At 61.8% G+C, this 23027-nt stretch carries 27 protein-coding genes; 24 read left to right on the top strand and 3 right to left on the bottom strand.

What is annotated here, in order from left to right:
• Nucleotides 1–625 precede the first annotated feature (625 nt).
• Genes O0881_RS15680 through O0881_RS15690 form a run of 3 tightly spaced genes read right to left on the bottom strand, consistent with a single transcriptional unit; the run spans nt 626 to nt 3707 of the window.
• On the bottom strand, nt 626–841 hold the full coding sequence (locus O0881_RS15680; protein WP_289912073.1) for a hypothetical protein: 216 nt from the start codon (nt 839–841) through the stop codon (nt 626–628).
• Nucleotides 838–1899 (bottom strand): phage portal protein, encoded by a 1062-nt coding sequence (locus O0881_RS15685; protein WP_289912075.1) that lies wholly within the window; start codon nt 1897–1899, stop codon nt 838–840. The genes O0881_RS15680 and O0881_RS15685 overlap by 4 nt, the downstream gene beginning before the upstream one ends.
• A complete protein-coding gene (locus tag O0881_RS15690) occupies nt 1896–3707 on the bottom strand; it encodes a terminase ATPase subunit family protein (protein ID WP_289912077.1) in 1812 nt (603 codons plus the stop codon). The genes O0881_RS15685 and O0881_RS15690 overlap by 4 nt, the downstream gene beginning before the upstream one ends.
• Before the next feature lie 136 nt (nt 3708–3843).
• Here O0881_RS15690 and O0881_RS15695 point away from each other — a divergent pair, with 136 nt between their 5' ends.
• The 24 genes from O0881_RS15695 to O0881_RS15810 all read left to right on the top strand — a co-directional run bounded on the left by O0881_RS15695 (nt 3844) and on the right by O0881_RS15810 (nt 22994).
• Entirely contained in the window at nt 3844–4632 is a 789-nt protein-coding gene (locus tag O0881_RS15695; RefSeq protein WP_289912078.1) for a GPO family capsid scaffolding protein, read from the top strand.
• 47 nt (nt 4633–4679) lie between these two features.
• A complete protein-coding gene (locus O0881_RS15700; RefSeq protein WP_289912081.1) occupies nt 4680–5699 on the top strand; it encodes a phage major capsid protein, P2 family in 1020 nt (339 codons plus the stop codon).
• Complete coding sequence (gene gpM / locus O0881_RS15705; RefSeq protein ID WP_289912082.1) at nt 5699–6415, top strand: phage terminase small subunit; 717 nt, start codon at nt 5699–5701, stop codon at nt 6413–6415. Before O0881_RS15700 ends, gpM begins: the two co-directional genes overlap by 1 nt.
• 95 nt (nt 6416–6510) lie before the next feature.
• The gene (locus O0881_RS15710) at nt 6511–7014 is read left to right on the top strand and encodes a head completion/stabilization protein (RefSeq protein WP_289912084.1); all 504 of its coding nucleotides are present in this window, start codon (nt 6511–6513) and stop codon (nt 7012–7014) included.
• Entirely contained in the window at nt 7014–7226 is a 213-nt protein-coding gene (locus O0881_RS15715) for a tail protein X (RefSeq protein WP_289912086.1), read from the top strand. The genes O0881_RS15710 and O0881_RS15715 overlap by 1 nt, the downstream gene beginning before the upstream one ends.
• A 65-nt stretch (nt 7227–7291) precedes the next feature.
• Nucleotides 7292–7663, top strand: coding sequence for a hypothetical protein (locus tag O0881_RS15720; protein WP_035820867.1), 372 nt, complete (start codon nt 7292–7294; stop codon nt 7661–7663).
• A complete protein-coding gene (locus O0881_RS15725; protein ID WP_289912087.1) occupies nt 7663–8223 on the top strand; it encodes a glycosyl hydrolase 108 family protein in 561 nt (186 codons plus the stop codon). The genes O0881_RS15720 and O0881_RS15725 overlap by 1 nt, the downstream gene beginning before the upstream one ends.
• On the top strand, nt 8220–8732 hold the full coding sequence (locus O0881_RS15730) for a lysis system i-spanin subunit Rz (RefSeq protein ID WP_289912089.1): 513 nt from the start codon (nt 8220–8222) through the stop codon (nt 8730–8732). The genes O0881_RS15725 and O0881_RS15730 overlap by 4 nt, the downstream gene beginning before the upstream one ends.
• Complete coding sequence (locus tag O0881_RS15735; RefSeq protein ID WP_289912091.1) at nt 8716–9204, top strand: phage tail protein; 489 nt, start codon at nt 8716–8718, stop codon at nt 9202–9204. The genes O0881_RS15730 and O0881_RS15735 overlap by 17 nt, the downstream gene beginning before the upstream one ends.
• Entirely contained in the window at nt 9201–9677 is a 477-nt protein-coding gene (locus O0881_RS15740; protein ID WP_289912092.1) for a phage virion morphogenesis protein, read from the top strand. Before O0881_RS15735 ends, O0881_RS15740 begins: the two co-directional genes overlap by 4 nt.
• A gap of 188 nt (nt 9678–9865) precedes the next feature.
• Nucleotides 9866–10864, top strand: a complete 999-nt coding sequence (locus O0881_RS15745) for a hypothetical protein (RefSeq protein WP_289912094.1) — start codon at nt 9866–9868, stop codon at nt 10862–10864.
• A 265-nt stretch (nt 10865–11129) separates the two neighbouring features.
• Entirely contained in the window at nt 11130–11792 is a 663-nt protein-coding gene (locus O0881_RS15750; RefSeq protein WP_289912095.1) for a phage baseplate assembly protein V, read from the top strand.
• Complete coding sequence (locus O0881_RS15755) at nt 11789–12133, top strand: GPW/gp25 family protein (protein ID WP_092717996.1); 345 nt, start codon at nt 11789–11791, stop codon at nt 12131–12133. The genes O0881_RS15750 and O0881_RS15755 overlap by 4 nt, the downstream gene beginning before the upstream one ends.
• A complete protein-coding gene (locus O0881_RS15760) occupies nt 12130–13041 on the top strand; it encodes a baseplate J/gp47 family protein (RefSeq protein WP_289912097.1) in 912 nt (303 codons plus the stop codon). Before O0881_RS15755 ends, O0881_RS15760 begins: the two co-directional genes overlap by 4 nt.
• A complete protein-coding gene (locus O0881_RS15765; RefSeq protein WP_289912098.1) occupies nt 13034–13654 on the top strand; it encodes a phage tail protein I in 621 nt (206 codons plus the stop codon). The genes O0881_RS15760 and O0881_RS15765 overlap by 8 nt, the downstream gene beginning before the upstream one ends.
• Nucleotides 13651–15528, top strand: coding sequence for a phage tail protein (locus tag O0881_RS15770; protein WP_289912100.1), 1878 nt, complete (start codon nt 13651–13653; stop codon nt 15526–15528). The genes O0881_RS15765 and O0881_RS15770 overlap by 4 nt, the downstream gene beginning before the upstream one ends.
• A gap of 9 nt (nt 15529–15537) precedes the next feature.
• Complete coding sequence (locus tag O0881_RS15775; RefSeq protein WP_289912102.1) at nt 15538–16023, top strand: hypothetical protein; 486 nt, start codon at nt 15538–15540, stop codon at nt 16021–16023.
• 42 nt (nt 16024–16065) lie between these two features.
• Complete coding sequence (locus O0881_RS15780) at nt 16066–17241, top strand: phage tail sheath protein (RefSeq protein WP_289912103.1); 1176 nt, start codon at nt 16066–16068, stop codon at nt 17239–17241.
• A 50-nt stretch (nt 17242–17291) separates the two neighbouring features.
• Nucleotides 17292–17801, top strand: a complete 510-nt coding sequence (locus O0881_RS15785; RefSeq protein ID WP_278318237.1) for a phage major tail tube protein — start codon at nt 17292–17294, stop codon at nt 17799–17801.
• A 38-nt stretch (nt 17802–17839) separates the two neighbouring features.
• Nucleotides 17840–18148, top strand: a complete 309-nt coding sequence (locus tag O0881_RS15790; RefSeq protein ID WP_289912108.1) for a phage tail assembly protein — start codon at nt 17840–17842, stop codon at nt 18146–18148.
• An 8-nt stretch (nt 18149–18156) separates the two neighbouring features.
• Nucleotides 18157–18270, top strand: a complete 114-nt coding sequence (locus O0881_RS15795; protein ID WP_071650284.1) for a GpE family phage tail protein — start codon at nt 18157–18159, stop codon at nt 18268–18270.
• Nucleotides 18271–21141 carry a phage tail protein gene (locus tag O0881_RS15800; RefSeq protein WP_289912110.1) on the top strand — a complete coding sequence of 957 codons (2871 nt, stop codon included), beginning with the start codon at nt 18271–18273 and terminating at the stop codon, nt 21139–21141.
• Between the two features lie 15 nt (nt 21142–21156).
• Complete coding sequence (locus O0881_RS15805; protein WP_289912111.1) at nt 21157–21765, top strand: phage tail protein; 609 nt, start codon at nt 21157–21159, stop codon at nt 21763–21765.
• Nucleotides 21762–22994 carry a contractile injection system protein, VgrG/Pvc8 family gene (locus O0881_RS15810; RefSeq protein WP_289912113.1) on the top strand — a complete coding sequence of 411 codons (1233 nt, stop codon included), beginning with the start codon at nt 21762–21764 and terminating at the stop codon, nt 22992–22994. Before O0881_RS15805 ends, O0881_RS15810 begins: the two co-directional genes overlap by 4 nt.
• Nucleotides 22995–23027: the final 33 nt, after the last annotated feature.

Raw genomic sequence — 23027 nt, forward strand, 5'->3', positions numbered from 1 at the left:
CTCTTAGAACTGCCATTGCAGCCTCCAAATTATGATTATCGTTATGAAATTTCACAACAAGTCATCGTAGCATCAAAAACGCGAACCTAAAAAATTATTTTTCTGCAAACCAATTTCGGCACAGCATGATGCGACGGTTAGTAATCGATCGTTTGCGCAGTAACAAAGCTCCGGCAAATACCTTATCTAGCTGAAAGCGGAAACCGTAGACCAAGCCCCGCATAGCGATAGCAACTCAAATTTCTCCGCGGCACCAGCACCAAACGACGCCATAGAGCGCGAATAGATAAGCTCCCTCGTTGTCACGCCAGGATCAACAGAAACAGCTCAAAGTGCGTCAAAATGCGTCAAATCGCATGCCCCCTCTTCGCCCCGCCGCGCCAGTGCTCATGCGCCTTCGGCCATGGCGCAAATTTGAGTCAAAAGACCCCTAACTAGCGGGCAGGTGTGGAGGGGGGACAACTGCGCGCGCCGGGCCGAAATGGGCTTTTTTCTTGCTTCTGGTGCAACATCATTCAGCTGGACGTGAAAAAGCCGCCTCGTGGGCGGCTTGTGCGGTGGCTGGGGTGCGCTGGCGCGGCTGGGCTGTCGCGGCCCCGCCGCGCCAGCTATCGTGGCGTGGTGGTCATCCTGCGCGGCCGGCGCGCGCCTTGGCCGCCTGCTCCTTGTCGTAGTCGTCGCGGCAATCGGCATCGCAGAACAACAGCTCTGGCGCCAGCGCCTCGTCGCAGTAGTGACAGCAGCCGTCCGCCACAAGGCCAGGGCGGCGGCGCACGGCGGCCAAGCCGCGCGCCACCTCGGCGAAGATGATCTTGTCCGTGTTGTCGACGTGGTCACTCATGCCGTGCCCTCCGCCTTGGCCAGCTCATACGGGGCGAACTTCACCACTTCCACGCCGGCCCATTCGTTAATCGCCATGAACTGCGACTGCAGCGGCACCAGCTCATTGCGCGCGAAGACGCGCGCGGCCGGTTCAACGGCGCCGAAGCCGCCTGCATTGTTCGGCAGGATGCCCATGAGCTGGGGCGGCACGCGGTGCGCGGCCAGTTGATCGTCGCGCGTGACGCTCTTGATATTGAAAAACTCATCCTTGGCGGCCACGTCCGACACCGGCAAAATCTGGATACCGTCCTTCTTGCCGTTCGGCGCGTACATGAACAGGTTGCGGAAGTTGCCCGGCCCCTTGCTGTCGCGCATGGCCTGCCGCAGGTTGTCCACGTCCTGCGTGTTCGCCGCGGCGTCCGTCATGTAGAAAACGAAACCGGCATGCGAGCCGTTCTTGTAATACTTGCGACGGAACAAGGTTGCCGCCTCGTTGAGCCAGGCCGATTGCAAGGCACTCAGGTACTGCGGCACGCCGTACAGCTCCTGGTTCACGTCCGGTTCCATCAAGTGAAAGACGCGGCCCTTGTCGAACTGGTGCGCCGTGCTGTGATTGGTGACAAAGAAATACGTGTCCCAATCGACGCCGCGCCGCATGTACTTGGCCAGCGCATGCGCATAGCTCAACGGACGCCCGCTGCGGCTGGGCCTGTCTTCCAGGTAGCAGTTGCCGAAGGTGAGGAAGTCGAGCGCCAGGCGTTTAAATGCATCGCGCGACAAATACTTGCTGGGCACCAGGGTGGACGCCAGCACGTTGGCCTTGAAGTGAATGGCGCTTGAGTGATGCACGCCGGCATTGAATGACTTGGCCAGGCCGGCCAGGTTGATGGGCGGCTCATACCATTGGCCGTTCTTCCAGCATTCGAAGCAATCGAGAATGTCGGCGTGCTCGAGCACGGGCGTCGGGTCGCCAAAGGAAAACGCCTCGATTCCGGCGGCGGCCGGCGCCGTGGCCGCTGGTGATGGCGCGCCCTGGGCCTGCTGGCCGCGCGCGCGCAAGTGTCGTGCTTTTCTCAAGAATAAATCTCCATGAAAGAGTGGTGGTTATCGGTGGTGCCTTCGAACGGTTCGTGATCGAGGGCGTGCATGCAGGCCCACGCCAGGTCGGCGTGGCCGGTTTCGTCGCTGCGGCCGGCGACATAGGTCACGTGCCGCCCGCTGGGGGTGAGGGTCTTGTGGATGGCCATGAACGATTGCGCGATGTCCGTCCAGCCGGCGTCAAACTCCAGCCGGCCCTTGCTGATGATGTTTTTGGCCTTCAAGACCATGCGGGTTTTGACTTCCGGCGAGTAATTCAGGGCCGTCACAGCGGGGAAGAAGCCCCGCACAATCGGCAGCACGCCGATGCCCATGCCGGTCGTGTCGATGCCGATGTATTCAACGTTGTAGCGCTGGGTCATCTGGCGGATGGCGTCGGCGTGATCCTCGAAGCTTTGCCCGCGCCACTGGTGGCGCTCCAGGATGCGGAACTTGCCGCCGGCCGTCATGGGCGGCGCCAGCACCACGCAGCCGGCGCTGTCGCCGTTCAAGGCCGGGTCGTAGCCGATCCACACGGGCCGGTTGCCGAATGGGCGCAGGCCCAGCAACGGCTTGTAGTCGTCCCACTCGACCCAGGAATCGACCATGCAGCGCTGCAGCTCGGCCAGCGGGAAGACCGAGGCCGAGTCGTCAATAAAATTGCACATCAGCAGGTTATCGAACTGGTCCGGGCTGTATTCGAAGTTGCGCAGCTCGTCGATGTCGAACAGGTTGCAGCCGCCGCGCTCGGCGTCCAGGATGGTGACGATCTGGCGCCAGATCTTGTCCTCGCCCGTGTAGCCAGACGACAAGCGGCCATGGCTCACATCGATACTCACCTGGTCGGCCTTGGCGCGGCGCTTGTTGAACAGCTCGCCCGTCCAGAACGGATAGGCCTGGTGCGTGGTCGAGGATGGCGTGGAAAAGTAGGTCTTGCGCCACTTCTTGTGGATGGCCATGCCCGAGGCCACCTTGTTGAGTTCCTGGAAATTCTGCGTCCAGAAGAATTCATCGAAGTAGAAATTGCCGTGGTAGCCCTGCGCCGTGCGCGCGTTGGTGCCCAGGAAATACAGGTGCGCACCGTTCGGCAGCACGATGGGGTCACCCGTCAATTCGATGCCGGCCGCCTCGCGCGCGAATTGCACGATGTATTGCTTGAAGACGTGGGCTTGCGACTTCGACGCGGACAGGAAAATCTGGTTGCGGCCCGTCGCCATGGCGTCGGCCAGCGCCTCACGGGCAAAGTACCAGGTGGCGCCGATCTGGCGCGACTTAAGGATGGCGCGCGTGCGCTGGTCGCCGTTGCGGTACCAGACCTTTTGATAGTCGAAAAGCGAGTCCTGGAAGGCGTCGAGCAGCTGGATTTTCTGCTCTTCGCTGAAGTCGTTGCGCGTCGGCTTCTTCTTCGGGCCGGCATTGCGGTTCGCCAGCTTGGGATTGAGATCGACCTCGTTGCCGCCCGGTTGCTCATAGCGGCGCACGCGCGCCATCTGCACGATGGTGCGCGCCAGCAGATCGATTTCCTTGTAATCACTGCCGCTCTTGACCTCTTTTTCGATCAGTTTCACCAGGCGCAGCTCTGCCGAGGCTTCGACATGCTCGATGGCCTGCGCCTTGTCCCACTCGTCGCGCTCTTTCCAGCTATTGATGGTGCTGCGCTTGATGCCCAGGTGGCGGGCGATGGACGAAATGCGCCAGCCCTTCCAGTACAGGGCGCGCGCGGCACGGCGCGGCTCGGATTCGGGCACGGCCAGTTCGCCGATGATTCCATCGACGGTTTGTTCGGTTGTTTTCTCGATTGTCAGCATGCCGCCAGCGTAGGCCGCGCGCGCGCGGAGCGGGGAAAGGCAAAAGTCGCTATGGCCCATAGCAACCCGCACCGCATTGAATCGCAGCGCCAAGACGTTGACCATGGCGTTATCCGATCAACCGAGAACGCTCACCATGTCCAAATCGAAATTTTTCCGCGTCGCCACCGAAGGCGCCACCACGGACGGCCGCAACATCGACCGCGCCACCATCGAACAGATCGCCGCCACCTACAACCCGAAGACCTACGGCGCGCGCATCTGGCTCGAACACATTCGCGGCATCCTGCCCGACAGCCAGTTCAAGGCCTACGGCGACGTGATCGCGGTGAAAGCCGAGGAAGTCGACACCGACAGCGGCAAGAAACTGGCCCTGTTCGCGCAGATCGAACCCACGCCGGAGCTGATCGCCATCAACAAGGCGAAACAAAAGCTCTACACCAGCCTGGAAATCCAGCCCGACTTTGCCGACTCGGCGCAGCCCTATCTGGTCGGCCTGGGCGTCACCGACAGCCCGGCCAGCCTGGGAACCGAGGCGCTGCAATTCTCCGCCAGCCGCAAGCAGCAAAGCACCAACCTGTTTACCTCCGCCGTCGAGGTCACGCTGGAATTTGACGAGCCGCAGGGCATCAAGCTGGCGGACGCCGTGAAAAACCTGCTGTCGCGCTTTTCGAACAAATCCGGCGCCGACGCCGCGCAGTTCGCCGACATCAGCGAAGCCGTACAGGAGCTGGCCGGCCACGTCGTCACCGCCAACGACAACTATGCCGATGCCCTCAAGCGCCTCGATGCCACGGAAAAGGCGCAGAAAGCGACGCAGGACGAGCTGGCCACCTTCAAGGCGCAGATGGACGAGGCGCCCGGCAACGGCCCGCGCCGCCCGGCCGCCACCGGCAACGACGGCGCCGTGCAGACCGAGTTTTAAGCGCGCGCCATCCACCAATACCCCATTCAACAACGGAGCACTGATTTATGAAAAAGCAAACACGCCAGGTCTTTGGCCAGTATGAAACCCGCCTGGGCCAACTGAACGACACGGACAACGTGGCCAAGACCTTCAGCGTCACGCCCAGCGTGCAGCAGAAGCTGGAAACGAAGATGCAGGAATCGAGCGAGTTTCTGTCGAAAGTGAACATCATCGGCGTGACCGAGCAGGAAGGCGAAAAGCTGGGCCTGGGCGTCTCCGGCCCGATTGCCGGCCGCACCAATACCAAGGACAAGGAACGCAAGACGCGCGACCTGTCCACCCTGGACGGCACCAAATACCGCTGCGAGCAAACCAACTTCGACACGCATTTGAACTATGCCAAGCTGGACGCCTGGGCCAAATTCCCCGACTTCCAGTCGCGCGTGGCCAATGCCATCCTCACCCGCCAGGCGCTCGACCGCATCGTCATCGGCTTCAATGGCGTAAAAGCCATGGCCGACACCGATCTGGACGCCAATCCGCTGCTACAGGACGTCAATAAAGGCTGGCTGCAGCACCTGCGCGAGCTGGCGCCCGAGCGCGTGCTGGGTCTGGTGGCCAGCGGCATGCCGGGTAAGGTCATCATCGGCGACGTGGTCGATGCGGACTATGCCAATCTGGACGCAGCCGTCACCGATGCCGTCAACCTGCTGGACCCGTGGTATCAGGAAGACACCAATCTGGTGGCCATCGTCGGCCGCAAGCTGTTGAACGACAAGTATTTTCCAATGGTCAACACCAAGCAGGCGCCCACGGAAACCCTGGCGGCCGACATCATCATCAGCCAGAAACGCATCGGCGGCTTGCCGGCCGCGCGCGTGCCGTTCTTCCCCGACAACGCCATTCTCATCACGCGTTTCGACAATCTGTCGATCTATTTCCAGGAAGGCGCGCGCCGCCGTCGCGTCGAGGACGTGCCCAAGCGCGACCGCATCGAGAATTACGAATCGTCCAACGACGCCTACGTGATCGAAGACCTGGGCCTGGCCGCACTGGTGGAAAACATCGAGCTGAAAGACAAGTGATGGCCAACCAGTCCCCCGCCCTGCGCCACCGCGCGCGCATGCTGGCCGAGCGCACGGCCGGCGCCGCCGCGCCGCAAGGCGTCACCACCGGCACGGCTTACGAAATGATGCTCTACAAGCTGGCCGATGACCGGCGCCGCCTGAAATCCATCCAGTCGGTCGAACGCAAGATCGAAGTCAAGGCCACCTTGCTGCCCGACTATGCGCAATGGATCGACGGCGTGCTGGCCGGCGGCAAGGGCGCCCAGGATGACGTGTTCGCCACCCTGCTGGTATGGCACATCGACACGGGCGAGTACGAGCGCGCCCTGGTCATGGCCGCCTACGCCCTGGAACACAAGTTCACGCTGCCAGAGACCTACAGCCGCGACATCGCCACCCTGATGCTGGACGAATTTGCCGAAGGCTACCTGCACGGCAAGCTGGCCAGCGACCCGCAGCACGCGGCCCAGGTGCTTGGCACCGTCGAACAGTTGACGGCCGCCAGCGACGCGCCCGACCAGGCGCGCGCCAAGCTGCACAAGGCCATCGGCCTGGCCATGATCGCCGTGCTCGATCAGGCCGACGACACCGACATCGCCCCGGCGCTGGTTGCGCAGGCGGAAGCGGCCATGGGCCAGCTGAAACGCGCCCGCGCCCTGTCCGAGTCGTGCGGCGTCAAGAAAGATATGGAACGGCTGGAGCGGCGCATCAAGCGCGCGGCCGGTTCCACGTAAAGAGCATCCCCCGCAGCACGGCGGCACGGGGGGATTCTGGCCAACCCTTTGACCTGATGAACCCCGTCCACCGCCCATTTTTGAAAGCGCCCCGTATGTCCTTCATGGCCCTGCCCCCGTCAACCCAGCCTGGCGCCGCCCCGGCACCGCCAGCGCCGGCCGCCGGCATCATCGAGAACGACGGCTGGTTTCCCGATATGGCTTTGGTGGACATGCGGGACGCCATGCGCCTGGACGGCACCGTCACCGACGCGCGCCTGGTGCAAGCCGTGGTCGATGCCATCCTGCACGTCAACCGCGAGCTGGCCGACTGGCAAGGCCAGCAGGCCGCTGCCGGTATCGCCACCCTTATGGACGTGCCTGCCACGCGCATCAACCGCGAATCCCGCCTGCTGGCGCAGTACCGGCGCGCCGTCTACAGCACGGCGAAAGCCGATCTGATCGAGCGCTACCGCGATTACGACAGCACGGCCACGTCCGTGAGCGACAAGAAAAGCATGGAGTGTCTGGACGAGGCACCCGGCGCGCAGCGGCGCAATGCGCAATGGGCGATTGCCGATATCGTCGGCCGCACGCACCTGACCGTGGAATTGATCTGATGCAGGTACGCACGCAGCAGCACGACACGGTGGACGCCCTGGTGTGGCGCTACCTGGGCGACGGCGCGGGATACGTCGAGCACACCCTGGAAATGAATCCCGCACTGGCGCGCCACGGCGCCGTGCTACCGGCCGGGCTGGTCGTCACCCTGCCTGAGCCGGCACCCAGCACGGGTCAGGTGGCCGCGGACATCGTGCAGCTATGGGATTAATGCAGTAATCCACCATTTTTACCGTCATGAAAAATCTATCTAACTTCACCCCGGAGAATCAAGCAATGTCCGCAGAATCGTTTGGTGGTTTCGCCACCCTGGTCAAACTGTACGGCTTCAAGGCGGCGCTGGGCATGGTCGGCGCCGCCATGCTGTACATCGTGCTGCCGCCGTTGAACAGCGACGGCACCTTCAACAAGGGCGAATTTGTCGCCCGCCTGGCCTGCGCCGGCGTCTTCTCGTGCCTGCTGGGCGGCACCGTGTATCAGCTGCTGTGCGCCCAGCTCCCGGCCATCGGCGCCATGGTCAACGCCAGCGCCATCGACCTGATCGTGGGCGCCCCCGGCTGGTGGGTATCGCGCGCCGTGGCCCTGTGGTTCCAGCGCCGCAGCGACAAGGACATCGCCGAGCTGGTCAAAGACGCGAAGGAACACTGATGGCCACCATGGAAAATCCCCTGATCGCACGCGTCATCGACGCCATCCTGCGCGCCGAAGGCGGCTATGTAAACGACCCGGCCGACAAAGGCGGCGAAACCAACTTCGGCATCACCTTGGCGGTGGCGCGCGCCAACGGCTACACGGGGCCGATGCGCAATATGCCCGTGGCTGTGGCGCGCACCATCTACACGGCCCGCTACATCACGGAACCGAAGTTCGACCAGGTGCTGGCCCTGCATGCCGGCATCGGCGCCGAAGTGATCGACACGGGCGTGAACATGGGGCCGCACCGCGCGGCCGAGTTCCTGCAGCGCTGGCTGAACGGTTTTAATGACACCGGCGCGCGCTACCCGGCCCTGTTCGTCGACGGCCGCCTGGGCGCGCAGTCGCTGGGTGCGCTGGCCGCTTTTCTCAAATGGCGCGGCCAGGATGGCGCCGCCGTGCTGCTGCGCGCCCTGAACGGCTTGCAGGCGGCGCACTATCTGGAAATTACCGAGGCCAACAAGACCCAGCGCCGTTTTCTGTTCGGCTGGATCAAGGAACGGGTAGCCATGTGAACGCGACCACCTGGCGCCTGCTGGCCGCTGTTCTCCTGTGCGGCGCCATCGCAGGCTGGACGACGCAGGGCTGGCGCAAGGACGCCAGCATCGCCGCGCTGCAGCGGGCGGCGGCCACCGACAAAACAAGCGCCGCCACCGAACTGGCCCAAGCCACCGCCCGCGTGCTCACACTGGAGCGCGCCGCCGGCGCCACCCTGGCGCAGCGCGCCAATCACCTCACCGAGGAGCAATCCCATGCGAAAACTGAACGTAGCCGTTTCAATGCTGATGTGCGCAGCGGCGCTGTGCGCGTGTCAATCCCCGTCACCAGCGGCCAGTGCGCCGCAAGCGCAGATTCCGCCGCTGCCGCAGGCCATCGGTACCAAACGCGCGCCAAACTTGACCCAGCGACTGCGGCAGATCTTGACGCCATTGCCGGCGACGGCGACGACGCCACCCGGCAACTGAACGCCTGCATCGACGCCTACAACCTAGTACGAGACACCTACCATGTACAAACCGAATAGCCTGCGCCAGCACCTGGCCGCCGCCATCCCCGACCTGCAGCGCGACCCCGACCGCCTGCTGGTCTTCGCCGACGAGGGCAACGTGGTGGCCAGTGCCACCGCCTCCCTGTCCTTCGAATACCGCTTCAAGCTCAACCTGATCGTCACCGACTACGCGGGCGACGCCGACGCCATCATGGTGGCCCTGATCGCCTGGCTGAAAGTCCACCAGCTTGACCTGATGGCCAATGAGGAAACGCGCAAGCACGGCATCGCCTTCGAAGTGGACTTCAACAACCATGAAACGGTCGATATTTCCATCAAGCTGGACCTGACTGAGCGCGTGGCCGTCAAGGCCGGCGAGGCTGGCCGCCTCGACATCAAGCACCTGGCCGAAATACAGCACATGCCGGCTTATGCGGACGAGTTCTGGAAGCTGTATGACGGCGACACCCTGCTTGCCGAATGGCGCACGCCCGAGGCTACGGCATGAGCGACGACCTGCACACTTTGGCAACCTGGGCCGGCGCCTTATTGGCCAAACTGCAGCCGGCTCAGCGCCGCGCCATCAATCACAAGGTCGCCATCGACCTGCGCCGCAGCCAGGCGCAGCGTATCAAAGCGCAGCAGGGACCGGGCGGCGCAGCCTACCCGGCGCGCAAGCGGCGCAAGGAATTCAATGGAAAGAATGGGCGCATCAAGCGACAGAAGGCGGACATGTTCGCCAAGATTCGTACCGCAAAACACCTGAAAGTAAAGGCGACCGGCGATCAGATCGAGGTCGGCTTCTTTGGCTGGGTGGCGCGCGTGGCGCATGTGCATCAGTTTGGCCAGCAAGACCGAGTGACCAAGAAAGGGGCCGTCTACAGGTACCCGGAGCGGCCGCTGCTGGGCTTGAGTGAACCGGATCGCACGTTGATACGCGAATCGCTGCTGCGTCACATGGAAAAAACTAAGATGCATTAATGCAATCTTTAACTGACATAAGTTATCAAATGCGTTAGAGTCGCAAGATGCTGACCGCTACCGGTCAAAAGTGGCCGCCCCCCCATAGTCAAAAGGGAGCATTGCAAGAGACCATTTTGTTAGGCTACGGTTTCATTCAATTTTCGTAATAGACTTAACTCGAACCAAAATAACCGTAGATACGAAAAATGATAGAAGTAGAAAATATATCTTATGGAAATGCATATTCATTGGAGATAGTTTATTTTACTGGAGGATTAGTAGCTTTCAAACTTCCTAATAGCGAATATGCGTTGGGGCCCGTTCGTATAGATGGTGCAATAAATTTTTACAAATTTCAGTCTATGGAGCAGACTACAGAACTGGCGAAAATAGCCGGAGCTCTCCGGGCTGGGACAAATGAGACCATTCGAACAAACTCCGGTGATGTAAATTTATGGCGCCCCGATAATTCCTCATCGAAAAATGGGCTAAATAGCGCAGCCGACATGTGGAGTGCAATCTCACATAACGCACATCTAAAAAGTGATGAAAATTATGAAATCATTGCACGCTATATTAGTGTTTCTATACAAGCAGCTGGCATTAGACTGCGTGACGTAGCGCTACGCCATCACGAACAACTAATAATGGCGCTCAAAGAGAACTCTCCAGTTGGCGCGGGCTTTTCAAATATACCAATGTTGGATCTTTATTTAGCGTTTCATTCACTTGCAACTGAGCTCTGTTCAGTGCGAGATCATCTTGCCAAATTGGCGGCAATGCAAATCCAAGCAAAAGATTCCGTGGATAATATGTCTCGCCTTGAAGAATGGTTAAAAAAAACGGCACACAAAGATCACATTAAAGATCCGTTAGTTCAGCTTATGATGACAGCCTGGGGCTCTGTCGAATCCCCCGGATTTCTGCGCATCCTAGGTGATTTACGGAACAAAATGATCCATCGGCAACCGATGTCTGCCAACCCGGAATCAGCAATGCTTAGGACGAAACAGACTGCAACTGATTTTGGCCCAATCTTAACTATTAGGCTCAGCCCGAGCCAAGCTGTGGAGTTAGATATTGGCTCTACCCCAGATCCCTTTGAGACAATACTCATCCTCTCCCAAAAAATGGAGGAACTTGCGACTCAAGCAGCAGATGTTTCAAGATACGAGCCCAAAATTATATCTTTTTTCGTTAAATAACGACTCAAGAAAAATCTTAATAGCCGACTCCAGTGCAGAAAAATTCACGGTTTGGAATATGGTTATACCTGATTGGCGAGCTTAAAAAATCATAAGCATGTTGAGCAACGTACCAAAAGCTGTCTATAAGGCGGGTGCGGGGATTTAGTTTTTGCAAATTAAGTGAGCGATGGCCTTTATGCATCGCGGACTGCCATAGTCACTAATCCGCATATCAACCCGCCCCCGCGTGCATCCGCACGCGGACTTCGGCAACATGCACTGCATGAACGCCGACCTGTCCGACCTCCTCCGCTTGCTGCAAAATCTGATCCGCCTGGGCACCATCGCCGAGGTCAAAGGGGCCAAGGCACGCGTGCGGCTCGGGCCGACACTCACCACCGAATGGTTGAAATGGGCCACACGGCGCGCCGGCAGCACGCGCACCTGGTCGGCGCCCACCGTCGGCGAACAGGTCATCGTCTTTTCCCCGGGCGGCGACCTGACGCGCGGCATCATCCTGCCGGCCCTGTACTCGCAGGCGTTTGACGCCCCGGAATCCAGCCACACCGTCCACACCACGCACTACCCCGACGGCGCCGTGGTGCAGTACGACCACGCGGCCCATGCCCTGACGGCTACCATTCCCGGCGGCAGCGCCACCATCACGGCCGACACAGTGACATCGAACGCGCCCAGCACCATCTGCACGGGCGACCTGACCGTCGTGGGCAAGCTGCTTGTCGAGCAATCGGCGACCGTCAACGGCGCCACCGTCCTGAACGGCGGCGTGAACGCCAAGGCCGGCGCCGCTGGCGGCGTGGCCATGGCCGTGCAAGGCACTGTCAAAGCCAGCGAGGACGTGCTGGCCGGCGCCATCAGCCTGGCCAAGCATCCGCACGGCGGCGTCAAGGCCGGCGGCGACCAGTCGGGCGGGCCGCAAGCATGATGGGCATGCACGCCGCCACCGGGCGCAGCCTGACGGGCCTGGGCCACCTGCGCCAGTCCGTCACCGACATTTTGACCACGCCCATCGGCTCGCGCATCCGGCGCCGCCGCTATGGCTCCGAGGTGCCCGAGCTGATCGACCAGCCCCTCAACAGCGCCACGCAGTTGCGCATCTACGCGGCCACCGCCTTTGCCCTGCGCCGCTGGGAGCCGCGTTTGCAACTGGCCAGCGTGCAGCTCACGCGCGACACAGACGGCGCCATTGCGCTGCTGCTCGATGGCACGGCGAATGGCCAGGGCATCACGCTGTCCGTGCCCGTCAAGCAAGGCGGCAGCGTATGAGCACGCCTATCGACCTGACCCAATTGCCGGCGCCCAGCGTGGTCGAAGTGCTGGACTTCGAAACCATCCTGGCCACGCGCAAGGCGCATCTGGTGAGCCTGCTGCCGGAAGCCGAGCGCGCCGCCGTCACGGCCCTCCTGGAACTGGAATCGGAGCCGGCCACCAAGCTGCTGGAAGAGAACAGCTATCAAGAAACCATCCTGCGCAACCGCGTCAACGAGGCGGGCAAGGCCGTCATGCTGGCGTTTGCCCTCGACGGCGATCTGGACCAGCTGGGCGCCAACGTCAACGTGGCGCGCCTGGTCATCACGCCGGCCAATCCCAACGCCCTGCCGCCCGTGGCCGCCGTCATGGAAGACAACGACGCCTACCGCTTGCGCATCCAGGAAGCGCCTGACGGCCTGTCCGTGGCCGGCCCGAAAGCTTCGTATGAATTCCACGCCCGAAGTGCCGACGGCCGCGTCAAGGACGCGAGTGCCACCAGCCCCTCGCCGGCGCACGTCACCGTCACGGTGCTGGCCAACAATGCCACCGGCATCGCCGACGCCGCGCTGCTGGCCACCGTGGCGCGCGCGCTCAACGCCGAGGAAGTGCGTCCCCTGGGCGACCGCTTGAGCGTGCAGGCCGCCCAGGTCATTGACTACCAGATCGAGGCCACCTTGTTTATCGGCGTGGGCCCGGAAGTGCCGATCCTGCTGGACGCCGCGCGCGCCAACGCCGTGCGGGTATCGCAGCCGCGCCGCCCGCTGGGGCACAGCATCTACCGTTCCGCCTGCAGCGCCGCCGTCCACGTCGAGGGCGTGCGCAAGGTCGTCTTGACCAGCCCGGCGGCGGACATCGAACTGAACGCCACCCAGGCCGCGCGCTGCACCGCCATCAAGTTGAATGTGGTGGTGCTCGATGAATAAGCTCGTGCCCACCATGCCGCCCAACACCACCGCGCTGGAGCGCGCCATTGCCGTGGCCTGCGCCGAGCTGGTCAACGTGCCCGTGCCGCTGCGCGAGCTGTGGAATGCAGACCGCTGCCCCATCAATCTGCTGCCGTTTCTGGCCTGGGCCTGTTCCGTCGACCGCTGGGATGACGCCTGGCCCGAGTCGATCAAGCGCGGCACGATCAAGGCGTCCTACTTCATCCACAAGCACAAGGGCACGATTGCCGCCGTGCGCCGCGTGGTGGAATCCCTGGGCTATCTGATCCGCATCACCGAATGGTGGCAAACCACGCCGCAGGGTGTACCGGGCACCTTCCACCTCGATGTCGGCGTGTTGGACTCGGGCATCACCGACGCCATGTTTCAGGAAATGGAACGCCTAATCGCCGACGCCAAGCCCGTCAGCCGCCACATGACGGGCCTGGCCATTTATCTGGAAAGTCGCGGCACCGTCTACGCGGGCGCATGTGCGTACCACGGCGACGCCATGACCGTGTATCCCTGGATCGCGGAAACCATCGAAGTGCGCGGCACGCTGTTGCAGGCCGGCGCATCCCATACCATCGACACCCTGACCATTTATCCATGAGCACATACTTTGCCATCCTGACCGAAGTGGGCGAGGCCAAGCTGGCCAACGCCATCGCCCTGGGCCAAACCCTGAAACTGAAAAACCTGGCCGTGGGCGACGGTAACGGCAATCTGCCCATGCCATCGCGCACGCAAAAGGCGCTGGTGCATGAAGTGCGCCGTGCCGGCCTGAACCAGCTGAGCATCGACCCGACCAACACCAGCCAGATCATCGTCGAGCAGGTGCTGCCCGAAGACGTGGGCGGCTGGTGGATACGCGAAATCGGCATCTTCGACGAGGCCGGCGACCTGTGCGCGGTGGCCAACTGCCCGCCGAGCTACAAACCTGTGATGGCCGAGGGCAGCGCGCGCACGCAAGTGGTGCGCATCGTACTGATCGTCGCCAGCACGGCCGCCATCGAATTGAAAATCGACCCGTCCGTCATCCTGGCCACGCGCAAGTATGTCGATGACCAAGACATTACCGTGCGCGCCTATAGCGATGCGCAACTGGGCAGGCACCTGGCCGCTGTTGATCCGCACCCGCTGCTGGCCAAGCTCGCCTATGTCGATCAACAAGACGGCAAAGTCGCCATTTACGCCGACCAGCAACTGGCCAAGCATCTGGCTGCTGCTGACCCGCATCCGCTACTGGCCAAGGTCGCTTATGTCGATCAGCAGGACAGTAGCGCGCGCGCCTATGGGGACCAGCAACTGGCCAAGCACCAAGCTGCCGCCGACCCGCACCCGCTGCTGGCGAAGGTCGCCTACGTCGATCAGCAAGACACCAGCGCACGCACCTACTGCGACCAGCAACTGGCCAAGCACCAAGCTGCCACTGACCCGCACCCGCTTCTGGCAAAAGTCACCTACGTCGATCAGCAAGACACCAACGCACGCGCCTATGGCGATCAGCAACTGGCAAAGCACCAGGCTGCCGCCGACCCGCATCCGCTGCTGGCGAAAGTCGCCTACGTCGATCAGCAGGACACCAGCGCACGCGCCTATGGCGATCAGCAACTGGCAAAGCACCAGGCTGCCGCAGACCCGCATCCACTGCTGGCGAAAGTCACCTACGTCGATCAGCAAGACGCCAGCGCACGCGCCTATGGCGATCAGCAACTGGCAAAGCACCAGGCTGCCGCCGACCCGCATCCGCTGCTAGCGAAGGTCGCCTACGTCGATCAGCAAGACACCAGTGCACGCACCTACGGCGACCAACAACTGGCCAGGCACGCAGCGGCTGCCGATCCGCATCCGCAATACAAACCGAAAGCTGGTGAAAATTTATCCGGTTTAACTCAACTCAATAGCACAGCAACCATCACTCCGGTCCAATGCGCCGGAATGATCGAGTTTTTTGGCACAGGTACATTTAGCGTGAATTTGCCATTGATATCGGCGCTGCCCAATGGGCAGATTGTCGAGTTCGCCAATTTTTCCGGGGGAATCGTTAATCTGTTACGGCAGGGAGCAGATTTCATATTCGTCAATCAATCGGCCCCACAGGTATCGCTGACGATGGCGCCTGGCGATACCTTGCGATTAATCGCCACGACTATTGGCTGGATGGGCATAGGCGGCAGCGCTCAGTTACAGTTTTCATCGTCGTTTTCATCGTCATTGACGCCTAATGGCTATAAGCAGTTGCCCGGAGGCTATATCGAGCAATGGGGAGTGGCATTGGTATCTGCTGCTAACGTCGCGACGCCTGTGACATTCCCTATCCCCTTCACATCCGCAGTTTTACAGGTCGTCACCGCCATGGCCGGGGCGGCTCCGCCCGGCGCAATTGCAGGCACTGATTTCCAGCCTGGCGCAACTACGCAGTTTAGTTTATTCCAGGGATCGGCCTCTCAGCAGGCGATGCGCTGGCGTGCAATCGGCAAATAACAGGGAACGATGATGAGTTTGAAAATCAGGTATTCAGAAACGACAGGTTCATTTTATCCACTCGATATCGATTACGGGGACACTCTGCCCACCGATGCAATTGCGGTCGATTGGGCAGATTTTGACACAGCGATGAAGCGACCGCTCGGCCACACATTTCATTTTGTCGATGGGCGGCTGATCATTGCCGCGCCGGAACCAACGCCATTCACCGACCAGGCCGCAGCCTATCTCGGCGCGGTTCGCGCGAGCCGTGACGACATATTGAATCGTATCGCTGGCGTCGGATTTGCGGCCATGCAATCAGGTGACAGCGAACTGGTACAGGCAGTCATCACCGCACGCCAGGCATTACTGGATATCACCACCGTCCCGAGCGTAGTTGCAGCGACCGATATCGACGCTCTGGCGGCGGCAATCCATGACGCCTACCTCGCCATTGTCGAGAGCGCGCCTGAGCGGCTGCTCCCGGCGTTCACCTCAGAAATTGCCTGAGCCATATTGATCATTTTCTAAATACCACTGACAGGAGTAACCATGCCCACCGACTACCACCATGGCGTGCGCGTCATTGAAATCAACGAGGGTTCGCGCCCGATCCGCACCGTTTCCACCGCCGTGCTGGGCCTGATCGCCACGGCCGACGATGCCGACGCCGCCGCCTTCCCGCTGAATAAACCCGTGCTCGTCACCAACGTGCTGGCCGCCATGGGCAAGGCCGGCAAGAGCGGCACCCTGTATCGCGCACTGAAAGCGATTGCCGCGCAGACCAAACCTTTGACCGTCGTGGTGCGCGTGGCCGAGGGTGAGACGGAAGCGGAAACCACCAGCAACGCCGTGGGCGGTGTGTCGCCGGATGGCCAGTACCTGGGCGCCCAGGCACTGCTGGCCGCACAAAGCAAGCTGGGCGTGAAACCGCGCATCCTGGGCGCGCCGGGCCTGGACAACCAGGCCGTGACCAATGCCCTGGCCAGCGTGGCGCAGCGCCTGCGCGCCTTTGCCTATGCGTCGGCCTACGGCTGCGCCACCGCCACGGAAGCCATCACCTACCGCGGCCAGTTCGGCCAGCGCGAACTGATGCTCATCTGGCCGGATTTTGTCAACTGGGATACCGCCGTCGACGCCGAAGCCAGCATTTCGGCCGTCGCCTACGCCATGGGCCTGCGCGCAAAGATCGACGAGGAAACGGGCTGGCACAAGACGCTGTCCAACGTGGTCGTGAACGGCCCGACCGGCATCAGCAAGGACGTATTTTTCGACTTGCAAGACCCGGCTACCGATGCCGGCATGCTCAACGCCAAGGAAGTGACCACCCTGATCAACATGAGCGGCTACCGCTTCTGGGGTTCGCGCACCTGCGAGGCGCCTGGCGGCTTCTTCTATTTTGAAAGCTACACGCGCACGGCCCAGGTGCTGGCCGACACCATTGCTGAAGCGCATTTCGCCTATGTGGACCTGCCCTTGCATCCGTCCCTGGTGCGCGATCTGCTGGAAAGCATCAACGCCAAGTTCCGCGACTTGAAACTGCAGGGCTACATCATCGACGGCCACGCCTGGTATGACGAGCAATACAACGACAAGACGGCGCTGAAAGACGGCAAGCTGGCCATCGATTACGACTACACGCCCGTGCCGCCGCTGGAAAACCTGAAATTCCAGCAGCGCATTACCGACCGCTACCTGGCCGACTTCGCCTCGCGCATCGCGGCTTAACCATTCCCGCGCCCGCCGCGTGCGGGCGCAACTGACCACTGGAGAACACTATGGGCATGCCCCACAAACTCAAGCAATTCAACGTATTTCAAAACGGCGTCCTGTTCATGGGCATGGTGCCCGAAGTCACCTTGCCGAAACTCAGCCGCAAGATGGAAGAGTACCGCGCCGGCGGCATGAGCGGCCCCGTGTCTGTGGACTTCGGCAACGAGGCGCTGTCGCTGGAATGGAGCGCTGGCGGGCTGATCGCCGAAGCCCTGAAACAGTACGGCGCGCACACGCACGGCGCCGTGCAACTGCGCTTTGCCGGCGCTTACCAGAACGACGATGACGGCAGCGTCGCCGCCGTCGAGGTCGTCGTGCGCGGCCGCTACAAGGAAATCGATATGGGCGCGGCCAAGATGGGCGACGACACCACGCACAAATACACCATGGCGTGCAGCTATTACAAGCTGATGATCGACGGCGCCACCGTCATCGAACTGGACTTCATGAGCGGCACCGAGAACTTCGGCGGCGGCGACACCAACGCGGCCATCCGCAAGGCCATCGGCCTGTAATCCCTTTTTATTCACCACCACCCTACAAGGACAACATCATGCACAACGATACCCAAAACCAGGCCGTCATCGAGCTGGACGATCCGATCAAACGCGGCGACACCTTCATCAACTCGCTGACCGTGCGCAAGCCCAAAGCGGGCGCCCTGCGCGGCATTTCCCTGATCGAGCTGGCCAACCTGAACGTGTCGGCCCTGCAGATCGTGCTGCCGCGCATCACCGAGCCGACCTTGACCGCACACGACATCGCCAACATGGACCCGGCCGACCTGCTGGCCGTGGGCGTCGAGGTTGCCGGTTTTTTGGCGAGCAGAGTAGATCGCCTTTCGGTATCCCCGGCGAAGTAGAAGACGCCATGGCCGACATTGCCGGCGTCTTCCACTGGACGCCGGCAGCGATGGACGGTTTTACGATTGATGAACTGATGGCCTGGCGCGAACGCGCCAGGCAGCGAAGCGGAGCGGAATAGATGGCTGGTCGGGATCTGAAATTACAGGTGGTATTTGCGGCACTGGACAAGATTACCGGCCCGCTGAAAAAGATCATGGGCGGCTCCAGCGACACGGCCAAAGCCTTGAAGGCCACCAGCGACCGCTTGCGCGACCTGAATACCCAGCAGAAAAACCTGGGGAAATTCCGCGAACTGCATAGCGGTATTCGAACAACGGGGGTTGAGCTGAAAGAAGCTCAAAAAAAAGTAAAAGAGCTGGCCGCAAGCATAAAACAGACCGAGTCTCCTACACGCGCCATGACGCGTGATTTGAAGGCGGCGACGAAGGTCACGCAGGCCTTGACGCTGAAAGGCCGAGAGCAGAGCCAGCAATTCCGCGCCCTGCGCGCCAGCCTCAAGGAGGCCGGCATCGACACGCGCCAACTGGGCAAGGCACAGGAATGGCTCAAGAACAGCATCCAACTGACAAACGTTGAACTAGCTTCACAACAGAAACGCCTGGCCGCCTCCGCTGCAAAACAGCAGCGCGTCACCAACGCCACCCAGCACGCCGACAAGCTGCGCAACAAGGCGGGCAACCTGGCCATGGCCGGCGCTGGCGCCACCGCCACGGGCGCCGTCATCGGCGCGCCCGTCGTCAAGGGCCTGAACGAGGCCAAGCACTATCAAACGGAAGTGGGCCGCGTCAACGCGCTGGGCCTGGGTGACAAGGTGTCAGCCGAGGCCGTCGCTTTCGCGCGCAATATGAAGACCTACGGCACCAGCCAGCTCGACAACCTGCAGCTCATGCGCGACGGCATGAGCGCCTTTGCCGACGTGCATCACGCGGAAATGGTCGCCCCTACCCTGGCTAAGATGAAGTTTGCCAACCACGCCTTCTTCGGTGAGGAGGAAGGCGCCGACAACGAGCGCAAGTTCATGGACATGTTCAAGGTCATCGAGCTGCGCGGCGGCCTGGAGAGCAAGGAAAAGTTTGAAGCTCAGGCCAATATCGTGCAGCAGGTCATCACCGCCACGGGCGGGCGCGTGGGTCCGAATGAGTGGCTGAACATGATCAAGACGGGCGGCATCGCCGCCAAGGGCTTGAAAGATGACGCCTTTTACTACCAGATGGAACCGCTGGTACAGGAGATGAGCGGCAACCGCGTCGGCACGTCCCTGATGAGCGCCTACCAGAACTTGTACCAGGGCCGCACGACGAAGCGTTCGGCCAGGAAGCTGGACGAGTTTGGCCTGATTGGCGACAAAAGCAAGGTCACGCCAGATAAAGCCGGGCAAATTGCATTCCTCGATCCCGGTGCGCTGCTGGGTTCCGAGCTGTTCCGCGAAAATCAGTTTGAGTGGATGGAAAAGGTGCTGTTGCCGCAATTGGCCAAGAAGGGCATCACGGAAAAGAAACAGGTGCTCGATGCCATCGGCAGCATCTTTTCCAACCGCACCGCGTCGAACCTGTACTCGCAGATGTACCTGCAGCGCGTGCAGATCCACAAGAATGAAAAGCTCAACCGTGGCGCCGCCAACATCGGCCAGCTGGAAAAGCTGGGCCGCGACTCGGCCGCCGGCAAGGAACTGGAGGCGCAGTCCAAGCTGGCCAACCTCAAGCTCACCATGGGCGAGAAAATCCTGCCGCTGTATGCCCAAGGTCTGGAAATGGCCATCAGCGCCATCACGCGCCTGAACGGCTTCATGGAGCGCAACCCGACCGTGGCCAAGGTCATGATCGCCGGTTTTGCTGTCATCGCCAGCGTCCTGCTGGTGCTCGGCCCGCTGATGCTGGGCATCGCCGCCATGATCGGCCCGTATGCCATGCTGCACGTCATGTTCGCCAAGATGGGCGTGACGGGCGGCGTGCTCACGCCCATCTTACGCAACCTGGGTGGCGCCTTCATGTGGGCCGGCCGCGCCGTGCTGTGGCTGGGCCGCGCTCTTCTGCTGAACCCGATTGGCATTGCTGTCACGGTCATTGCCGGCGCGGCCTTCCTGATCTATAAATACTGGGAGCCGATCAAGGCTTTCTTTAGCGGCCTGTGGTCGGACGTCAAGACGGCGTTTGCCGGCGGCTTTACCGGCATCAATAGCCTGATCGCCAACTGGTCGCCGCTGGGCCTGTTTTATCGGGCCTTCGCAGGCGTACTGGGCTGGTTCGGCATCGCGCTGCCGGCCAGGTTCACCGACTTTGCCGCCAACATCCGGCACAGCATTGTCGAGGGACTGGCGCCGCTGACAGGCTTCGTTGCCAGCCTGTGGTCACAGCTGAAAACCACCTTCAGTGGCGGCATGGCTGGTATCACGGCCCTGATTATCAACTGGTCACCTGCAGGGGTGTTTTACCAGGCGTTCGCGGGCGTCATGAGCTGGTTCGGCATCAAGCTTCCGGCCCAGTTCACCGAGTTCGGCGCCAACATCCTGCGCGGCTTGGTCAACGGCATCACCGGCTCCATGGGTGCCGTCAAGGATGCCATCAGCAATGCCGGTTCCAGCACCATTGCCTGGTTCAAGGAAAAGCTGGGCATCCACAGCCCAAGCCGCGTGTTTGCCCAGCTCGGCGACTACACCATGCAAGGCCTGGCCGTGGGCCTGGACCGCAGCGAGGGTGCGCCGATTGCCAAGGTTTCCGGACTGGCGCAGCGCCTGACGCAATTGGGCGCCGGCATCGCCATCGGCACGGCCACGGCATTACCCGCCAGCGCCTTCGACACGCGCGCGCCGCAGTCCCAGAGCGGGCTTGGCGCTGGCATGACCATCCAAGGCGACAAGATCGAAATCACTCTCAACGTGCAGGCCGGCACCGATCCTCAGGCAATCGCGCGCGCCGTGAGCGTGGCGCTCGATCAACGCGACCGCGAAAAGGCGGCGCGCATCCGCTCGTCCCTGCGCGACCACGATTAAAGAAAGAAGCACACCATGATGATGATTTTAGGAATGTTCGTCTTCAGCCTGCCGACCCTGGCCTATCACGAGCTGCAACGGCAAACGGAATGGAAGCACGCCAGCACGGCGCGCGTGGGCCTGCGCGACGCGCACCAGTACGTGGGGCCCGGCGACGACACGATTACCCTGTCGGGCTGGGTGGCGCCGGAACTGACCGGCTCCCTGTACTCGCTCGATGCGTTGCACATGATGGCGGACACCGGCAAATCGTGGATTTTGATCCAGGGCACGGGCCGCATTCTCGGCTCCTACCGCATCACAAGCATGACGGAGGGGCGCACCATCCTGGACGGCAGCGGCGGCGCGCGCCGCGTCGAGTTCTCGATTGCACTCAAGCGCGACGACGATGGCGTGCTGGCCATGGTCGGCCTGGGCGACATCGGCGACCTGAAAAACATGCTCAGCATCGACGGCATGACCAGCAGCATTGCCGGCGCGGCGAAGAATGCCGTGGGCAGCGTGGTGGGCAATGTCGTGGGCGGCATCACCTCGAAGTATGGCGGCGTGGTCAGCGAGATGAAAGACAAGATCGGCGGCAGCATCAGCGGCGCCATCGGCAGCGCGGCGGACAAGTTCAAATGAGCGAGCATATCCCCGCCTTCAAGGTCAGCATCGAGGACACGGACTTGACGGCCATCGTCTCGCCGCGGCTAATCAATCTGACCTTGACCCTGTGCCGTGGCGACGAGAGCGACCAGCTCGATATCTCGCTCGATGACAGCGACGGCAAGCTGGCCCTGCCGCCGCGCGGCGCGCAGATCGCCCTGGCGCTGGGCTGGCAAGCGTCCGACCTGGTGGATATGGGCAAGTTCACCGTCGACGAGGTGGAGCACAGCGGAGCGCCCGACACCATTACCCTGCGCGCCAGGTCGGCCAACCTGATCGACACCTTCAAACAGCAGCAGGAGCACAGCTTTCACAAGACCACCCTGGGCGCCATCATCGAGGCCATTGCCTTTCGCAACGAGCTGACGTCGGGCGTGTCGGCGCGCCTGCGCGATACCGCTGTCGAGCACATCGACCAGACCCACGAAAGCGATGCGGCTTTCCTGCGCCGGCTGGGCAGGAAATACGACGCGGTGGCCACCGTCAAGAACGACACCCTGCTCTTCATCCCCATCAACCAGAGCCGCACCGCCAGCGGCAAGGCGCTGCCGGTCATCCCCATCACGCGCGCCTTGGGCGACGGCCACCGCTACCACAGCGCCGAGAGCGACGCCTACACGGGCGTGCGCGCCTTCTGGCACGACGAGCGCTACGCGCGCCGCCGCAGCGTTGTGGCCGGCGTGCCAGGCAACAGCAAGCGCCTGCGCACCACCTTCGCCAATGAAGCCGACGCGCGCGCGGCGGCCGTGGCCGAATGGCAGCGCATCCTGCGCGGCCTGGCCACCTTTGAAATGAGCCTGGCCCTGGGCAACCCGGCCGTGTTCCCCCAATCGCCCGTGACCGTGACAGGCTTCAAGCCCGAAATTGACGCCACCGAGTGGCTATCGGTCAAGGTCACGCACAGCCTTGGCAGCAGCGGCTTTACCACGCGTGTGGAATTTGAAACGAAGACGGAGGCGGTCGAGGCCGAGCGAGAGGAAGAGAAAGACCCGGACGAAGGCATCACGGGCGTGGTGGCCAAGTGGAAGGACGTGGCGGCGAAGAAGAAAAAGGCTGGGCAAGAAACGGCGGGTGCCACCGGCAAGCTCAAAGAACTGGATCACCTTTACAAGAGCAAGAGCAGCGCCAAGGGCGCTGCCAAGCGCGCATGGCAGCACATCAAGGAGGTGCGAGAAATTATCAGGGAAAATGCCGAAGAATCTTGACTATCGGAAATCTAGCTCGAAATGCGCAGGATG

Source organism: Janthinobacterium sp. SUN100 (assembly GCF_030397705.1).
Taxonomy (GTDB): domain Bacteria; phylum Pseudomonadota; class Gammaproteobacteria; order Burkholderiales; family Burkholderiaceae_D; genus Janthinobacterium; species Janthinobacterium kumbetense.